The organism is Brevibacillus sp. YAE8 (assembly GCF_057543335.1).
In genome coordinates, this window is the sequence record NZ_BAAIYG010000004.1 from 140,939 (window position 1) to 156,122 (window position 15,184).

The 15,184-nt window shown below is 56.4% G+C and carries 15 protein-coding genes; 2 read left to right on the forward strand and 13 right to left on the reverse strand.

Translation table 11 applies throughout. The features are described 5' to 3' along the window. Positions 1-104: 104 nt before the first annotated feature. The 8 genes from AC27IT_RS08500 to AC27IT_RS08535 all read right to left on the reverse strand — a co-directional run bounded on the left by AC27IT_RS08500 (position 105) and on the right by AC27IT_RS08535 (position 9,777). On the reverse strand, positions 105-893 hold the full coding sequence (locus tag AC27IT_RS08500) for an ABC transporter ATP-binding protein (RefSeq protein WP_005832051.1): 789 nt from the start codon (positions 891-893) through the stop codon (positions 105-107). Positions 894-913: 20 nt separating this feature from the next. Beyond that, entirely contained in the window at positions 914-2,158 is a 1,245-nt protein-coding gene (locus tag AC27IT_RS08505; RefSeq protein WP_007782849.1) for an ABC transporter substrate-binding protein, read from the reverse strand. Between the two features lie 47 nt (positions 2,159-2,205). Then, positions 2,206-3,267, reverse strand: coding sequence for a branched-chain amino acid ABC transporter permease (locus tag AC27IT_RS08510; protein WP_005832049.1), 1,062 nt, complete (start codon positions 3,265-3,267; stop codon positions 2,206-2,208). 4 nt (positions 3,268-3,271) lie between these two features. After that, positions 3,272-4,156: a branched-chain amino acid ABC transporter permease gene (locus AC27IT_RS08515; RefSeq protein WP_005832048.1), complete on the reverse strand. Its 885-nt coding sequence runs from the start codon at positions 4,154-4,156 to the stop codon at positions 3,272-3,274. Then, positions 4,156-6,078 (reverse strand): AMP-binding protein, encoded by a 1,923-nt coding sequence (locus AC27IT_RS08520; protein WP_327945101.1) that lies wholly within the window; start codon positions 6,076-6,078, stop codon positions 4,156-4,158. Before AC27IT_RS08520 ends, AC27IT_RS08515 begins: the two co-directional genes overlap by 1 nt. Then, the gene (locus AC27IT_RS08525; protein WP_025847437.1) at positions 6,075-6,860 is read right to left on the reverse strand and encodes an ABC transporter ATP-binding protein; all 786 of its coding nucleotides are present in this window, start codon (positions 6,858-6,860) and stop codon (positions 6,075-6,077) included. Before AC27IT_RS08525 ends, AC27IT_RS08520 begins: the two co-directional genes overlap by 4 nt. Before the next feature lie 135 nt (positions 6,861-6,995). Next, positions 6,996-8,402, reverse strand: a complete 1,407-nt coding sequence (locus AC27IT_RS08530) for a competence protein CoiA (RefSeq protein WP_327945100.1) — start codon at positions 8,400-8,402, stop codon at positions 6,996-6,998. Positions 8,403-8,484: 82 nt separating this feature from the next. Further along, entirely contained in the window at positions 8,485-9,777 is a 1,293-nt protein-coding gene (locus AC27IT_RS08535) for an NCS2 family permease (RefSeq protein WP_309479455.1), read from the reverse strand. A gap of 145 nt (positions 9,778-9,922) precedes the next feature. Between AC27IT_RS08535 and AC27IT_RS08540 the strand changes: the two genes are divergently transcribed. Both AC27IT_RS08540 and AC27IT_RS08545 read left to right on the forward strand, forming a co-directional pair. Beyond that, on the forward strand, positions 9,923-10,792 hold the full coding sequence (locus AC27IT_RS08540) for a LysR family transcriptional regulator (RefSeq protein WP_025847445.1): 870 nt from the start codon (positions 9,923-9,925) through the stop codon (positions 10,790-10,792). A gap of 104 nt (positions 10,793-10,896) precedes the next feature. Continuing rightward, positions 10,897-11,139 (forward strand): hypothetical protein, encoded by a 243-nt coding sequence (locus AC27IT_RS08545; protein ID WP_340673390.1) that lies wholly within the window; start codon positions 10,897-10,899, stop codon positions 11,137-11,139. A gap of 294 nt (positions 11,140-11,433) precedes the next feature. Here the strand turns inward: AC27IT_RS08545 and AC27IT_RS08550 are convergent, their stop codons facing one another. From AC27IT_RS08550 to AC27IT_RS08570, 5 genes are all read right to left on the reverse strand, one after another. Continuing rightward, positions 11,434-11,874 carry a 2-thiouracil desulfurase family protein gene (locus tag AC27IT_RS08550; protein ID WP_005832041.1) on the reverse strand — a complete coding sequence of 147 codons (441 nt, stop codon included), beginning with the start codon at positions 11,872-11,874 and terminating at the stop codon, positions 11,434-11,436. A gap of 22 nt (positions 11,875-11,896) precedes the next feature. Beyond that, positions 11,897-12,829 (reverse strand): type I pantothenate kinase, encoded by a 933-nt coding sequence (gene coaA / locus AC27IT_RS08555; protein ID WP_005832040.1) that lies wholly within the window; start codon positions 12,827-12,829, stop codon positions 11,897-11,899. Positions 12,830-12,998: 169 nt separating this feature from the next. Then, positions 12,999-13,976 (reverse strand): hypothetical protein, encoded by a 978-nt coding sequence (locus tag AC27IT_RS08560; protein WP_310670343.1) that lies wholly within the window; start codon positions 13,974-13,976, stop codon positions 12,999-13,001. Next, positions 13,967-14,632 (reverse strand): RNA polymerase sigma factor, encoded by a 666-nt coding sequence (locus AC27IT_RS08565; RefSeq protein ID WP_005832038.1) that lies wholly within the window; start codon positions 14,630-14,632, stop codon positions 13,967-13,969. The genes AC27IT_RS08560 and AC27IT_RS08565 overlap by 10 nt, the downstream gene beginning before the upstream one ends. A 22-nt stretch (positions 14,633-14,654) precedes the next feature. Continuing rightward, positions 14,655-15,107 carry a Dps family protein gene (locus AC27IT_RS08570; RefSeq protein ID WP_007785779.1) on the reverse strand — a complete coding sequence of 151 codons (453 nt, stop codon included), beginning with the start codon at positions 15,105-15,107 and terminating at the stop codon, positions 14,655-14,657. Positions 15,108-15,184: the final 77 nt, after the last annotated feature.

The following is a 15,184-nucleotide window of genomic DNA, read 5'->3' on the forward strand; positions in this document are numbered from 1 at the left end:
GCACCCGCTACAGCACCCCTAAATTTACCACTGGCTGGATGAAAAGATCAATAAGCAAACAGCCACCCCCCAAAGAGGATGGCTGCCTTTGCCGCTTTCTACCGTCACAACCAGCGCTTCCGCCGTTTGTAGTGCTTCACCTGGCGAAAGCTTTTTCGCTTCCCGTCACTCATACCCAAGTAAAACTCGCGAACGTCCTCGTTGGACTGCAACGACTCCACGTCCCCTTCCAGCACGATCCTGCCGTTTTCCATGATGTAGCCGTAATCGGCAATGGACAGGGCGACATTCGCGTTTTGCTCGACGACGAGTATCGTTGTGCCTTGCTCCTCGTTGATCTTTTTGATGATCGAAAAAATTTCCTTCACGAGCAGCGGGGCCAAACCGAGCGATGGCTCATCGAGCAAGAGCAACCGTGGACGGGCCATCAGCGCCCGGCCGATCGCCAGCATCTGCTGTTCGCCGCCGCTCAAGTAGCCAGCCGTTCTTGTGCGCAGCATTTTCAGCTTGGGAAAGTAATGGTAGACCTGCTCCATCTCGTCCTTGAGCGAGCCGCGCTCCCGCCGCGTATGGGCTCCGGCGATGAGATTTTCCTCCACGCTGAGATGCTCGAACACGCGCCTGCCTTCCATCACCTGAAAAATTCCGCTTTTGACGATTTCCTCCGGCTCTCTCCCGGTGATGACGCTTCCCGCGTACTCCAGGCTGCCGTCCGTCACTTCGCCGTTCTCGCTTTTCAGCAGGCCGGATATCGCCCGCAGCGTCGTCGTCTTGCCCGCGCCGTTGCTGCCGAGCAGCGCGACAATTTTCCCCTCCGGCACGTGCATCGACATCCCCTTCAGGACGAGAATCACCTTGCCGTACATCACTTCCACGTTGTTCAGTGTTAGCATGGCTTCCCCCGATCCAGCCTTTAGTAGCCGATGTAGTCCGTAATGATCTCGAACTTGCCGTTTTTCACTTCGCCGAGCCGCACCTGCGTCGTTCCGCGGTGATTATCAGCCGAGAAGGAGACAGGAGCAGCCAGGCCGCCAAACTCCAGGTTGGAAATTTTTTCGATGCCCGCCTTGATTCCTTCGCCTGTCAAATTGTCGCCCGCATTTTTAATTCCTTCCACCATGATTTTCGCTGCGACCCAGCCTTGGACGAACTTCTGGTTTTTGTCCGCCAGCTTCTCTCCTTTGGTGGCGAGGTAGTCTTCGATTTCTTTCAGTCCCGGCAAATTTTCGTACGGGAAGGCGTGCGTGATGACGCCGATGTAGCCTTCCGCCGCGTCGCCCGCCAGCGTGATGACGCCTTCGCCCGCCGCCCAGTTCAAGCCGATGAATTTGGTCGTCAGCCCGAGCTTTTTCGCATCCTTCAAAATGGTAGCCGTCGCTCCCCACGTCTGCTGGATGATGGCGAAGTCGGGATTTTTCTTTTGCATGTTAAGAAGCTGCGGTGTCGCGTCGAGCGCCTTGAGATCGACAATCTGCTCATCCACGACGTCCACGCCTACGGAAGCGGCGTACGCTTTGGCGTCCTCAATCGGCGACTTGCCGAACGGGGTGTCGTTGTAGAGCAAGGCCAGCTTCGGATTGCCGCTGCCTTTCCAGTTGTCGCGGAACCATTTGATCGCGACTTTGGCCTGATCGGAGTAGGTGGCAGCCGTCATGAAGTTGTACGGATGCTGGTTGACCTGCGTCAGCGCTTCGGAGTAGGAGGCGGAGATGAACGGCACTTTGTCTTTGGCGATCAGCTCCTTCATCGCTTCCGTGTCTCCGGTTCCCCAGCCCAAAATCGCCGAGACTTTATCCTGCTTGATGAACTTTTGATAAATTTTCACCGCCTCCGGGACTTTGTAGGCGTAGTCCACGCCGATCAGCTCGACCTTCGCCCCCTCGATGCCGCCTTTGGAGTTGAGGTAGTCAATGTACGCCTTTTCGCCCTCTGCGTACGGCTTGCCGACGTCTCCGGTTCCGCCCGTTTCGTCAAACAGCCCGCCGATTTTGATCGTGGCCGCAGGCGCAGTTGCAGCCGGAGCGCTTGTGCCGCCCGACGAATTGCCCGACGAGCCGCCTGTCGCGGCCGGAGCGCTTGACTGTCCGCCTCCCCCGCAGCCTGCGATCAATACCGCAGAGAGAATCGCAACCGAAATCGCTTGCATCCGTTTTTTCATCCTGAAAATCCCCCTTTTTATTTTTTACAGGCGCTGCCCAAAGAGCGTTAGTAGGAAAACGGCCACAGCTTGCACTTCTCCTTGAAATTGCGCCACATCTTCGCCAGTCCCTCCGGCTCGTAGATGAGAAAGCCGATGACGATGCCGCCAAAAATGATTTGGCGAATGGCGCCGTAATGCTCGGTCACCTGCGGCAACAGCACAGCGAGCAAATCCATCAGCTCGCGCAACAGCACGGGCAGCAAGGTGAGAAACACCGCGCCGAAAATCGAGCCGACGACACTCCCCAGCCCGCCGATCAAAATCATCGCCAAATACTCGATCGACACCCCGATGTCGAAGTGCTCCGGGGAAATCACCAGCGTGTAATGGCCCATCAGCGCGCCTGCGATCCCGATGAAAAACGAGCTGGTGGCAAAAGCCAGCACTTTGTAGCGAAACAGGTTGATCCCCATGACCTCTGCGGCGAGATCGCGGTCGCGCACGGCGACAAACGCGCGTCCGGTGCGGGAGCGAAACAGGTTTGCCGAAAAGACGAACGTAACCACGAGCACAGCCAGCGTCAAATAGTAATAGCTCATCTCCGAATCGAACGAAAAGCTGCCCAGCGTCGGGCGGGACAAAATCATCCCGGCTGTACCGCCCGTAAGCCCATCCCAATGATTCATCGCATACAAAATAATCACTTGCGCGGCCAAAGTCGCCATCGCGAGGTACAGCCCTTTTAGCCGCAAGGAAGGGATTCCGAACAGCGCCCCGACCAATGCCGTCGCAATTCCGGCCAACGGCAGCGAAATCCAGAAGCTCAGGCCAAGCGACGTCGTGAGCAGCGCCGATGCGTACCCGCCCACTCCGAGAAAAGCGCCGACCCCGATGGAAATTTGCCCGGTAAAACCTGTCAAAATATTCAGACCGATAGCGCCGATCGAGGCGATGGCACACAAGACAGCCAGACTGGTCACATACTCGCTGACCACCCAGGGCAGCAGGAGAAAACAACCGAGCAGCGCGTACACCCGGTAGCGGATGCGCGGAATTTTGTACAGCGCCATGTCTTCCCGATACGTCGTGCGAAACTCTCCGCATTCACTGACAAATGGACTTCTCATCCGCTCACACCCTTTCAATCTCACGTTTGCCAAACAACCCGTACGGCTTGAACATGAGAATCAGCACGAGTACGACAAACGGCAACACTTCCTTGACCCCGCCGCCCAAAATCGGATCGAGGTACCCGCCCGCCAGCGTCTCCAGCACGCCGATGATAAAGCCGCCGACAATCGCGCCGGGAATGCTGTCCAGTCCGCCGAGCAAAGCTACTGGCAGCACCTTCAGCCCGATCAGCGCCAGCGAGGAGTTGACCCCATTAATATTGCCGAGCAGTACGCCGCCGACTGACGAGACAATCGCGGAAATCGCCCAGGTGACGGCAAAAATCACTTTTACGCTGATCCCCATGGAGAGAGCTGCCTGCTGATCGTCCGCCGTTGCGCGCATGGCGATTCCGAGCTTGGAAAACTTGAAAAACAACGTAAACAACCCGAGCAAAATGAGTACGGTAACCAGCGACCAGACGTACACTTGCGGGACGACTACGCCACCGAGCGCAAGCGGCTGCACAGGAAAAATCGCCGGAAACACCCGTGTATCCGTCCCCCAGAACAGGTGGACGATCCCCGCCATGACACTGGACAGACCGATCGTCGCCATAATCATGGAGATGACGGGCACGCCGATGAACGGCCGCAAGACGACGCGCTCCACCGCCCAGCCGAGCACCGCGCTGAAGACGAGCGTCAGCAGCAAGGCGGGCAAAAACGGTATCTGGTAGGAAGTAATCAGCGTCAGGCAGACGTACGAGCCGACCAGCACGAACTCGCCCTGCGCGAAGTTGATCGCGTCACTCGATTTGTAAATGAGGACAAATCCGAGCGCGATCAAGCCGTAAATGCTACCTACCGCCAGCCCCATGACCAGCAGTTGCCAAAACATATCCATTACGCCACCTCCCCATCCGACGCCAGCGGCGCGTCCACATCGACGATTTTCAGTTGCGTGCGGACGGCTGTTTCCCGACCATCTCGGTAGCGGACCGCGCCCTCTACCCAGACCGCGTTCAAATCGCTGTACATGCCGTCAATTACCGCTTCGTACTTGTCTGCGACGTAGCTCCGCCGCACTTTTTTCGTCCGCGTCAGCTCTTCGTCATCCGCATCCAGTTCCTTGTGGAGCAGCACAAACCGCTTCACTTTTTCCTTTTCCGCAAGCTCGCTGTTCATCCGCTCGACTTCGCGGCGAATGAGCAGCAGCACCTCCTGCTTTTGCGCCAGGTCGCTGTACGTCGTGTAGGCGACCTGATTCAGCTCGGCATAGCGGCCGACATTCGCCATGTCGATATTGAGAATCGCCGTCACATACGGGCGATCCGTGCCAATCGCCATCACCTCCTTGATATAGGGGCTGAATTTCAGCTTGTTTTCGATCAACTGCGGAGACACCAGCTCGTCGTTGTCCAAGCGGATCACATCCTGCAAACGGTCGAGCACGACCAACTGTCCGCTCTCGTCCATATAGCCGACGTCTCCCGTCCGCAGCCAGCCATCCACCAAAGCGTCTTCCGTCGCCCGCTCGTTTTTGTAGTAGCCGGAAAAGACGCTCGGGCTTTTGATCCAGATTTCCCTTTTGTCCGAAACGTTGATTTCCGTCCCCGGGAGCGGTTCGCCGACCGTATCCGGCTTGATTTTACCGTCGCGGTGAACGGCGGCGATCCCGGACACTTCCGTCTGCCCGTATATTTGCTTCAGATTGACCCCAAGGCTCTGAAAAAACCGGGAGACGTCTGCTCCCAGCGCGGCGCCTCCCGTATAGGCGCGCTTGATGCGCAAAAGCCCCAGATGATCCTTGATCGCGGAAAAGACGAGATAGTCTCCGAGCGTGTACATCAAGCGCTGCCAGACTGTCAGCCGCCCGCCCGTGATCGCGGCCTGCGCCTTCGCTTCGCCGTACGGACGGAACCATTCGTACAACGAGCGCTTCAGCAAGCCAGCGTCCTGCAGCTTGACCTGCACGCGCGACACCATGTCCTCCCATATTCTCGGCGGGGAAAAAATCAGGTGCGGGCCAATCTCGCGCAAATCCGCCTGTACCGTAGACGTATCCTCCGGGAAGTTGACCGTGTAGCCTGCGAGAAACGCGCCGGAGACGCTCATCATCTGCTCCCCGATCCAGGCCAGCGGCAAAAACGAGACGTACTCGTCGGACACGTCCACAGGGTCGATGGAAAACAGGCTCTCCGTCATGTGCAGCAGATTGCGGTGAGACAGCATCGCCCCTTTTGGCGGTCCGGTCGTTCCGGCGGTATAGCACAATATCGCGATGTCCTCCACGCTTCCCTGCTCAACCTCCCGCTCCCACTCGCCTGATGCGTAATAAGCGCATTGCCTCCCAAGCTGCTGGACGTCGCGAAACGGGGAGAGCAGCGGGTGATCGTAGCCGCGCATCCCTTTGTCCTTGTAAAACACGATCTTTTGCACAAACGGCAGCTCGTCGGCAATTTCCAGCAGCTTGTCGACCTGCTCCTGATCCTCGACTACGACGATTTTTGCATCGGAGTGGTTCAAAATGTAGGCGATCTCTTTTGGCAGCGAATCCTGGTACAAGCCGACGGATACGCCCCCGAGCGCTTGCGCGGCTGCCTCGGCCATCACCCACTCCGGACGGTTGTCCCCGATGATCGCCAGCTTGTCGCCGCGCGAAAAGCCCAGCTCTCTAAGCCCACTTGACAGCGCTTTCACTTCTTCCGACAGTTGCCTCCAGGTCAGCTCCTGCCAGATGCCCAGCTTTTTTTGGCGCATGGCTGTCTTGTTCGGCCACTGCACTCCCCTTGCCAGCAAATATTGCGGAATGGTCTTCAGCTTCATGCGCTCCTCCCCTCTTTTGTCCCTTCCTGCCCCAAATACGCCTCGATCACTTGCGGGTCGGTCTGAATCTGTTCCGGCGTGCCAAAAGCGATGCATTTGCCGAAGTCCAGTACGGCAATGTGCTGAGACAGCTCCATGACTACGCCCATGTCGTGCTCGATCAAGATCATCGTCGTGCCCCGCTCCTCGTGAATATCGAGAATAAACCGCGCCATATCTTCTTTTTCTTCGCTGTTCATCCCCGCCATCGGCTCGTCGAGCAACAGCAGCTCCGGAGACAGAGCGAGCGCTCGCCCGACTTCCACGCGTTTTTGCAGGCCGTACGACAAAGTGCCCACTGGCTTGTGCCGAATGGACTCAATCTCGAGAAACGAGATGATCTCCTCCACAGCCCGCCGATGTTCGATCTCTTCCTGCTGTGCCTTCCCCCAGTAAAATCCGCACGACAAAAGCCCGGCCCGCATCCGCACGTGCCTGCCCAGCATGATGTTGTCCAAAACAGTCATATGTTTGAACAACTCGATGTTTTGAAAGGCGCGCGCAATGCCTTTTTCCGCCCGCTTGTAGGGAGGAAGCGCAAGAATCGGCTCGCCCTGGAAGCGGATGGTGCCAGAGGTCGGTTTGTACAGGCCGCTGATGCAGTTGAGCATGCTCGTCTTGCCTGCTCCGTTCGGCCCGATGAGGGCAAAAATCTCGCCCTTTTCCACGTGAAAACTCACCTCCGACAACGCTGCTACCCCGCCAAACTGCAGCGACAGCCGGTCTACCTCAAGCAACGCCATCTGAAATCCCCCCTTCTTTTTCGCAATGTATATGCTGGATGTAAACATTACATTCGTTGCTTGTACCGCAAAGCCCTTCTTAAATTTTTAAAATTTTCTTTATTTTCAATCTAATTGATTTTCCATTCTTTCTCCCTATACATCCAGCGGCGTTTTCCGCGTTTGCTTTTTGTCAAACCACCTGCCCTTCAGATAGCAAAGGTCGTGCTGCCGAAAAAAGGCGACCAGCTCCCGCTCCGTATGGCCGAACAAGTCGGGACAAAAACGGTCAAACAGCACGTCAAACCTTCCGTACAGCATACCGCTCGCCGAAATGCGCTCTTTGTTTGGCGTTGTATTTCGCAAAAAGCCAAGCGCCTCCAGGCGGCAAAAGTACTCGTACACCAGCTCGTGAACCGCTTTGCCAGGCGACTCTCGCTCGTTCGGGCGACGGATCGTTTGCGCCAGCCGCTGGTCGACGTACCTGGTCACTACGCTGCGAAACGGCCGCTCGAAAAAGCGGTCATCCTTCGTCAAAATGTGCTTGATAAAGAGCCGGGGAATTTCCGTTCCGGTGGCAAATACAGCCTTCCTTTGATAGACCTTGTGAATTTCCGTCAAAAACAGATAGCTTTGCCACAGGCGATGGTCGATGACAAACAGTTGGTCGCCCTCCAGCTTCTGGTTGAACAGCGGATGCGAAAGATAGTCGCCCACTCTCGCCAGCGCGAACTTTCGCAACGGGTGGGCCAAAAACTCGCGCTCTCGCTCGCGTTCCGTTTTTTTATGTGCCAGCGCCGCCTTTCCCCTTGTTGCCCTGCGCCGGGATGTTTTTTGGGCTTGCGGGCTTTGTCGCTTCTTTTCCGCCGCCAGCGGGGCATCGTCTGCCTGCAAAAGCTGCGCTTCCGGCGTGAGCTTCAACCGCGAAAGCTCCCACTCCGCCCTGCGCTTGCAGGAAAACAGCGTCTTCGCTCCCGCCACTGCTGCCAAATCCAGGAGCACGTCCAGGCGCTTCCTCCCGAGCGGATCGAGCAGGCACAGCAGGCGCTGCCTCTCCCAAATCGTTTTCTCCCAGGCTTGCAGCCGAAAGCGATTGACAGACCTGCTCGCAAAGACGCTTTTCCCGATGATCCAGATTTGCGCGATCTGCGCCTGGTCATATCCCTCGATTCGTTTGCGCAATGCCTTGTCCTCGATCCGTGAGCATTGGTATTCGATACAAAGCCGCTGTCCGTTCGGGAAAATCGTCAAAACATCTGCGCGCTGCCCGATCTCTTCCAAATACGCTTCCTGACGCGTGTGATTCGCGGGATACAGCTCCCGGACCCACTCCACCAGCAGTTGTTTTCCCGCCTTGTGCTCGGCTGTCTCCGGCTCGCCAGCGTCACAGCAACTGCTCGCTACATGGGCAAAGTGCGGGGTCACGAGCTGTCCGTGCCGAAAGATCACTTTCGCCCCACACTGTTGACAAAACAACTGCTTGCCGGACCATGTCCGCAGCAACTCCGGCGAATGCGTCTGCGGATCAACCGAAAAGCCCTCTCCGTGCACACACTGTCTCACTGTCCATTCCCCCTCGGCCATACCGTACCAGAAGGCAGAAGGACAAAAAAATACCCCAACGGAAAGTCGGGGTATCTCTTCCTTACGTGAATACAGGCAGCATCAGATTAAGCAAGAACAGCCCGGCGATCACATAGAGCAGAGCAGGCACTTCCCGGCGCTTGCCCAGCGCGAGCTTCATCAGCGGGTACGCCACGAAGCCGAAAGCGATGCCGTCCACGATGCTGTAGGACAGCGGAATGATCGCGATAATCAAAAAGGCGGGGAAGCCCTCCGAAAAGTCTTTCAGATTGATGTTTTGCACATTTTGCAGCATCAGTGCCCCGATGATGATGAGCACAGGCGCAACCGCGCCGTCCGGGATCATTTTCACCACCGGAATCAGGCCGAGCGAGAACAGCAGAAGCGTCCCGGTGACGAGCGTGGTCAGCCCTGTCCGCCCTCCTGCCGCGATTCCGGCTGCCGTCTCTACCGTTGCGACGGTCGGGCTCGTTCCCATGATGCCGGAAATAGCCGCCGACAAGGCATTTGCTTGCAGCGAGCGGCGGAACTTTTGCGGCTGGCCGATCATCGCCGTATGCCCGTGCAGCAAGCCGATGTTTTCAAACACGATCACCATCGCAAGCGAAAAGGTCGCGATCCAGAACGGCAAGGTCCAGATGGCGGAAAACGACATGCCGCCCAATACTTGTCCGTACTGCGCAAACGAAAACGTCTCTCCTGTCCCCGGCTCGACGATCCCGAACAAAAAGCCAAGTCCCGTACCAGCCGCAATCCCGATCAGGAAGTTGCCGGGGACATTGCGCACAAACAGGATCAGCGTGAGGAGGAGCGTTACCAACGTCACGAGCACATGCGGGCTGGACAAATCGCCCAGCGCGACGAATGTGGACGGATTGGTGACGATCAGGCCGCCTTTTTGCAGCCCGATAAAGGTCAAAAACAAGCCGATGCCTACCGTAATCGCTTCCTTCAGCGAAGCGGGAATCGCATTGGACAAAATCGCCGCCGCGCGGGTAAAGGCGATGACGGTAAAGATCAGGCCGGAAACGAATACAGCCGCCAGCGCTTCCTGCCAGGAGAGGCCCATCGACTGGCAGAGCGTATAGGTGAACAGCGCATTAATCCCCATGCCGGGGACGAGGATGATCGGGGCATTCGCCCAGAAGGCCATTAACAGCGATCCGATAAAAGCGGTCAGAACAGTTGCCAAAATCCCTGCCTCCATCGGGATTCCGGCATCCTGCAAAATCGAAGCGTTTACGGCAACAATGTAGACAATGGTGACAAAGCCGATAAATCCGGCGATCAGCTCCCGTTGAAACGTCGTGTCGCAAGCGCGCAAGTGAAACAGCTTATCCAGCCACGTACGCACGTCTATTTCCCTTCCTTCTTTCGTCGTCTCTCGATGTTTTGCTGAAACATATGCTATCATAGCAACAACAATATGAAAAATATCGAGTAAATCTGATTTTCATATCGAAATCATATAGTTGAGCAAAACGAAAGAAGGATGACACGTGGATATACGGCAATTGCGCTACTTTATCGCCATCGCGGAGGAAGGCCAAATTACAGGGGCGGCGAAACGGCTGAACATGGCCCAGCCTCCTTTGAGCCAGCAGCTCAAGCAAATGGAGGACGAGCTGGGCGTCACGCTCGTGGAGCGCTCCGGGAAGCGGATGGAGCTGACCGAAGCCGGGCTTACCTTGTACCGCCAGGCGCTCAACATCGTCCACCAGATGGAGGAAGCGCTCTCCGAAGTAAAAGAAACGGGCGAAGGCATTCGCGGGACGCTGTCCATCGGGGTGAGCGCCTTGTCCGCCTACCGTCTGCCGGAGCAGATTCGCCTGTTTCAGCAAAAATATCCGCTCATTACCTACAAAGTCTGGAAGGGCGATACCCAACTGCTCAACCAGTGGCTGGAGCGACGCACCATCGAGGTCGCGATCGTGCGCCTGCCCCACTCGCTCAACAACTGCACGATGATTCCGCTGGAGGAAGAGGCGTTCGTCCTGATCGTCCCCGCAAGCTCGCCGTATGCGGACCGCACCGAGATTCACATGCGGGAAATCGCCAAGCTTCCGCTCATCATGCCCAGCCTGCCCGGCCTTGGCATTTACGACCTGATCGTCAAAGAGTTTTCGCGCCTTGGCGTTGCGCCGCACGTCATCTGCGAATGCCCGGACATCTCGCTGATCGTCAGCATGGTCGCCGCTTCCGTCGGCTCGTCCATCGTCCCGATTTCCGCCTGGGAGACGCACAAGAGCGAACAAATCCATGGAATCAGGCTTGCCGGGACGTCCATTTACTCGTCTGCCGCTGTCGTCTGGCAGTCGGGCCGACACTTGTCCAAGGCTGCCAAGCGGTTTATCGAGACGTTTTCGTAAACGAGTAGAAACCGAAACAAAAACCCGTGCGCACAGCCATCTGCTACGCGCACGGGTTTTTGTGGTATAATTTGTAAAAAACCACAAAAAAGGCATGATCGAATTTGCAAAGCACACCAAAAGGACGCGTACAACCAAAATCATACTGGCAATTGGCGGTAGTGATCGCGCTCTTTTTCAGTTGGTTCATCGTCTGGGAAAACGCAAAGGAGCGCCACCACTTTGCCACCGATGAGCTGGTTTACACGAAGTCGATTTTTTCCGACGTCATGTACAAAATCGAATACGAACGGGATCAGACAGGAAATGCCGTCGCGTACCATACGACTACGTTCGGGAGCGGCTGATTCCTGCCGAGAGCACCGAGTCCACATGGATAAAGCTGCAAAACGAAGTGCACCGCTTGCTTCACGGGGAACAAGAGCTAGTCTTTTTCCTCGCCAATATCGTCTATTTCCTGCTCTCTGCCCTTATTTTCCGCCCCTACTATTCGCAGCTTCGCTTCCGAAAAACGGCGCTATTGCTTTGCGGCGGGTTCTTTCTTTTCCTCTGCTTTTCGGCTGGGGATGCGTGGGTGAGTACAAGGGCAACCAAGGCTGCGCCGATGGCTTGGCGCAGCCAAGTTTTCCAATGCGCTAAAGCTAGTTCCGCTCCGACTTCACCTCTATGCCGTGTCTGCGAAACAGCGCCGCCGTCACGCCAGCTCCCGGCACCTTTTTCCCGGAAAACTGGCCGTCGTACACGAACGAGCTGCCACAGGACGGGCTGTTTTCTTTCAGGATGGCAGACGTCGCCCCGACCGTTTGCGCCAGCCTCAGCGCCTGATAAGCGCCCGCCACAAATTCAGCCGTCACGTCACAGCCTGTCTGGTCGATAATTTTTGCCCGCCCATCCAGCACGTCGTTTCCGTCTCCCCCGACAATCTCCGCTGGCGGACGCGGAGTAGGCAAGCCGCCCAACTGCTCCGGACAGACAGGGATTACTTTGCCGTCCCGTAGCAACTGCTCCAGTTCCTTGTCCAGACACGATTTTTGGTCGTAGCGGCATTCGCAGCCGATCAGGCAAGCGCTAATCATTTTCACAAGCGATCCCCCTCCCATGTGTTTACAGCTTGCGCAGCTTGACGCTTTGCACCATGTGGTCCTGTCCCTTGTTCAAAATCAACTGGGCACGGACGCGCGTCGGCAAAATGTTTTGCACCAAGTTGGCTCCGTTGATCTCCGTCCAGATGCCTGTCGCCACCTCTGTCGCTTCCTCATCAGACAGGCTCGCGTAGCGCCGGAAATACGAGTTCGGATCGGAAAATGCCGTCTGGCGCAGCAGCTTGAACCGCTCCACGTACCATTGCAAAATATCTTTTTCCTCGGCGTGCACGTAAATCGAAAAATCGAAAAAGTCGGAGACGATCACCTCGGAAATATGCGGCTCGTCGCCTTTTGGCGGCTGGAGCACGTTCAAGCCTTCCACGATCAGGATGTCGGGCTGGCGGACAGTCTGCCATTCCCCTGGCACGATGTCATAGACGAGGTGGGAGTAGACCGGGGCCTTGACCTCGGGAAGACCGGACTTCACATCGGCCAAAAAGTTGATAAAGCGGCGCAGGTCGTAGCTTTCCGGGAAGCCTTTGCGCTTCATGATCCCCCGTTCTTCCAAGACGCGGTTCGGATACAAAAAGCCGTCCGTCGTCACCAGATCGACCTTGGGATGATTCGGCCAGCGCGACAAAAGCGTCTGCAAAATACGCGCTGTCGTGCTTTTTCCGACCGCCACGCTTCCGGCGATCCCGATGATAAACGGCACCTTGCCGTCCTGGTTGCCCAAAAACGTATGCGTCGCCTGATACAGCTCCTGCATGCCGCCGACGTACAAATTCAGCAGCCGGGACAGCGGCAAGTAAATATCGGTCACTTCGGTCATGGATATATTTTCGTTCAACCCCTGCAAACAGGCGAGCTCTTCGTCTGATATGGTAAGCGGTGTGGAGGCCCGCAGCGCTCTCCACTGCTCGCGATTAAACGTAACGTAGGGTGATGCCATGGGAATGTACATCCTTTCCATCATGAAAGTGCTTTCTTTGTTTCATCACAAGGTAAGTTTACACTAGCATGCCTCTCTTGGGAACAAGAGGGATGTCTCAAATAGAACCACAGCACCTTCTTTGTTTATGGAAGACAGATGCGCACCCACGGAAAATCCCGCCTCGCTGTTACGTCGCCGTCGCTGCCGGACCTGTTGCGGGCATGCGCTTTTTTTCTTCCAGCTCCCACTTTTGCGCCTGCTCGTCCCAGCGATATTTGGCAAGGTGGTTGCTTCCCAGCCCGTCATTGTATATGACGACAGCCACTGGCTCGTCTTTTTTCAAAAAGACGGCAGGAATACTGCCCTTGTAGGCCGTTCCGCGCTCCACCATCGGCTGGCGGGAAAGCAACCTGATCTGTTTCAGCGCGTCTTGCTTCCACCCCATGTCTGTATAGATCGCGTTTTGCTTGTAATCGTGGAGGTACGCATACGCCGACAGCGACAGCCCGAAGCTTTGCAAAAACTGTTCATGCCGCTGCTCGCGGTCCAGCGCAAATTTCACGTCCGCATGCAGCGACAAGCTGTTGGTCAGAAACAGGACGTTTTTGACCGCATACAAATACGTCGGGCCGCTCGCCGAAAGCGGCAGGAGATCCTCCCGCAGCTTCGCCCCCTGAAACGTATAAGTGACCTCCTTCGGGCGAGTGAAGTCCTCCACGATCTTGATTTGATCGGCCCGGTACCCTTCCGGAAAAAAGAGGATGTGCACCTTCCTGTACGGTTCCTCCAACAGAACGGCTTCCTGCGCCTCGGCAAAAACTCCCGCCAACGGAGAAGCGGAAATTTTCGCTGCGTGTACTCCGCCGTACAAGGCCATGATCTCGATTAGCTGAGCCGCGCGCTGACTGAGTACCGCTTCGCCATAGGGCGCTTCCAACGGATGTTTGCCCCCTTGATTGCTCACACCAACCTGAAGGCCGACGCCGACCGTGACCGCCAGCACGATTCCGGCAGCAACCGCCCCTCCGATTCGCGGGAGCGCGCTTTTCCGTCTTTTTGCCTGTGCGAGAATGTTCTGCTCCATGCGTGCCTTCCGCTCGTCGTCGAGCTTCCACGCTTGCCGTTCGACTGTTGCCAATTGGCGCAATCCTTTTTCTACGTCCACGGTTCTCCCTCCTTTAGCAACAGCTTTTTCAGCTTTTCGCGCGCGCGGTGCAAACGGGTGTAGACAGCGCCGGGCGATATGCCGAGAACCGCCGCGATCTCTTCCGCGCTTAGTTCTTCGTAGTAGTGGAGAACCAGCATTTGCCGATGACGATACGAAAGCTTCGCCATACAGCCTGCCAGTTGGCGCCACTCTTCTTTTTGCAGCACTTCCTCTTCCAGCCCGGAAAAGCCAGGCACAGCCGGTTCCGCCTGATACAGCAAATGCCGAAACGACCACGAGCGCATGTAGCGTTTGCACTCATTTACCGCAATCCGATACAGCCACGTCTCGATTTTGCTCTCTCCGCGAAAGCGCGGCAGGTGCTGGTACGCGCGCAAAAACACTTCCTGGGCAATATCTTCTGCGACCTGCCTGTCCTGGACAAGCCAGCAGCAGAGACGGTAAATCCGGTACAGATGAGCGTCCATGATCGCTTCCAGCGAGACGTCGACTGTCGTGCGAAGAATCGAGAGCGACGGCAGCAGTTCTTTGTCTCTCAGCGTCCTCCCCTCCCTTTCAGCATTTAGATACCGCAGCCCGCATTTTCTTACACGTTTTTTGGCAAATCCACAAATTCTTATCTGGATAAAAAAGCAAGCTGACACCGACGGCATCAGCTTGCTCTCCTGCTTGCGCTTATTTTCCCAAATACGCCTGCAGCATCCACACATGCTTTTGCAGGCTTTCGCTCATTCCCAAAAACATGTCGCCCGTCGCTTCGTCATCGGCTGCCTCTGCGGCGACGATCCCTTCCTTCAGCTCGCCGATCAACGTCGTAAAGTCGTTCACGACCGCCTGCACCATCTGCTCGGCTGTCTCGCCAGAAGCCGCTTCCTTGATCGAAGCCTGCTCGATACAGGCCTTCATGGTCGAGACAGGCTGGCCGCCGACGGCAAGCAGCCGCTCCGCCAGGTCGTCCACATATGTCGCCGCCTCGTTGTACAGTTCCTCGAACTTGGCGTGGAGCGTAAAGAAGTGCGGACCTTTTACATACCAGTGGAAATGGTGCAGTTTCACATACATCACAGACCAGTTGGCAACCTGTTTATTTAAGACATCGGTGACGGGCCGACTTATCGTCATGCTCATGAAAAAGACGCTCCTTTCTCTGATGAAAAAGATACAGCGTCTGTAGTGTTCCGCCGCTCGCCTCATCCTATACCCGG